General features: G+C 60.6%; 2 protein-coding genes and 1 pseudogene. All 3 read left to right on the top strand.

The genetic code is table 11. The features are described 5' to 3' along the window. Nucleotides 1–314, top strand: a pseudogene (locus tag HMPREF0975_RS16605) (DDE-type integrase/transposase/recombinase); the annotation flags it as partial. Between the two features lie 389 nt (nucleotides 315–703). Then, nucleotides 704–988, top strand: coding sequence for a transposase (locus tag HMPREF0975_RS03945; protein ID WP_009232846.1), 285 nt, complete (start codon nucleotides 704–706; stop codon nucleotides 986–988). Further along, complete coding sequence (locus tag HMPREF0975_RS03940) at nucleotides 985–1869, top strand: IS3 family transposase (protein ID WP_009232845.1); 885 nt, start codon at nucleotides 985–987, stop codon at nucleotides 1867–1869. Before HMPREF0975_RS03945 ends, HMPREF0975_RS03940 begins: the two co-directional genes overlap by 4 nt. Nucleotides 1870–1911: the final 42 nt, after the last annotated feature.

The raw sequence follows: 1911 nt of genomic DNA, 5'->3' as shown, positions 1-1911 counted from the left end.
GGGGCTGGCGCGCTCACGGACGGGGCTCAGCGCCCGCTCTGGCCGCGGACCGCGCCAAGACCCGCACCCGCTGTCGGGGCAGCCCGGTCGGAGGCTATCGGTACATCCACCACGCGATAGATGACTACTCGCGCCTGGTCTACTCCGAGATCCTCGATGATGAGCGCAAGGAGACCGCTGCCGGGTTCTTTCAGCGCGCCAACGCGTTCTTTAAGGACCTGGGCATCACCGTCCAGGCCGTCATGACCGATAACGGGGCCTGCTACCGCTCACGGGCCTTTAACCAGGTCCTGTCCGCAGCCGGCGTCAAGCACCCTTCAGACGGTGACGACCTGGGAGCGGGCCTGGGAGCGATTCACCCCTCTTCCTGGACTCACCGGCCGATGCTCAGGCGTGTCATCTCTCCCCCACTTCGCGGGAGGTACCCCCTCCACCAACAGCATCGAGACTGCAAGCTACCAGCTGCGCAAAGATCACCAATGAACCGCGGCCACTTCCCCTCCGATAAGGCGGTGACCTGAGCTGGCGAAAGCTGGCGATCTGCGACACCCGTGGACAAACGAGCCCAAGAACGCGACAAAGACAAAGGACTGCCACCATCCAAGCGCAAGACCAAGGCCAGACCCGTCGAAGGACAGATTGGGGTGCGTGGTGTTTCTCGGACTGGGGGAGTTTTTTCCCGTGAGTCGATAGGATGGATACCATGCCAGCAGCGAGATACTCCGAGGAGTTCAAGGAGCAGGTGGTGCGAGAAGTCATCGAGAAGAAACGCACCATCTCCTCGGTCGCCTCGTCGTATGACCTTGTCCCCCAGACGGTAGGTAACTGGGTCGCCAGGCACAGAAAAGAGCACGCCACCGACCAGGACCGCAAGAAGGCCTCTGAGTCAGCCGAGATAGCGAAACTGAGAGCGGAGGTCCGTGAGCTGCGTCAGGAGAACGAGTTCCTGAAAAAAGCAGCTGCCTTCTTCGCCAAAGAACGACCGTGACCGACCGCTACGAGCTGATCAACCGCGAAGAAGGCTCCTATCCCATCTCCTCAATGTGCCGGTGGTCCAGGGTATCAAAATCAGGGTACTACTCCTGGCGCGACCGACCCCAGTCACAGACGGCCATCAGGAGGGAGGAGCTGGCCGTCATGATCAAGGAGGTATTTGAGGACTCCGATGCCACCTACGGGTACCGGCGGATTCAGGTGGTTCTGGAGCGGCGTGGTGTGCGGGCAGGCGGTTCCACGGTCCGCGCCATCATGCGTGACCTGGGTCTGCAGGCCGCCGGGCCACGGGCGAAAGTCCGAACCACGGTGCCGGCCCAGGACCTGGGCGAGCGCCCGGACCTGCTCAGGCGGGACTTCACCGCAGATGAGCCCGGCAAGAAGCTGTGCGGGGATATCACCTACGTCAGGACGTGGGCTGGGTTTATCTATCTTGCGACCGTTCTGGACTGCTGCACCAAGAAGGTCGTGGGTTACGCGATGGCCGACCACATGCGCACCTCCCTGGTGCGCCAGGCCATTGACATGGCGGTACGCAGGTGCCCGGTTGACAGGGGCGTGACAGTCTTTCATTCAGACCGAGGTAGTCAGTACACGTCTCAGAGGTTCCTGGATCATCTCAGGTCTTATGGGATTCGTCCCTCGGTGGGGAATACGGGGGTTTGCTGGGACAATGCGTGGGCGGAGTCATTCAACGCCACACTCAAGAATGAGAGGGTACACCGGATGGTGTACCCCACGAAGGGTAAAGCGATCAGTGATATTGCCTCGTGGATCGAGCTGATATATAATCATGTCCGCCTTCACTCAGCCCTAGGGTATCGCACCCCGAACGAGGTCGAACGCGAACTCATGAACTTAACGAAAGCAGCCTGAAACACAAACAAGCACTGTCCGAAAAACAACCCACGCAGTCCA

Origin of the sequence: Actinomyces sp. oral taxon 849 str. F0330 (genome assembly GCF_000239715.1) — a bacterium.
GTDB lineage: Bacteria > Actinomycetota > Actinomycetes > Actinomycetales > Actinomycetaceae > Actinomyces > Actinomyces johnsonii.
The sequence above is the reverse complement of the archived record's forward strand: the minus strand, read 5'-3'. Positions and strand labels throughout refer to the sequence as shown.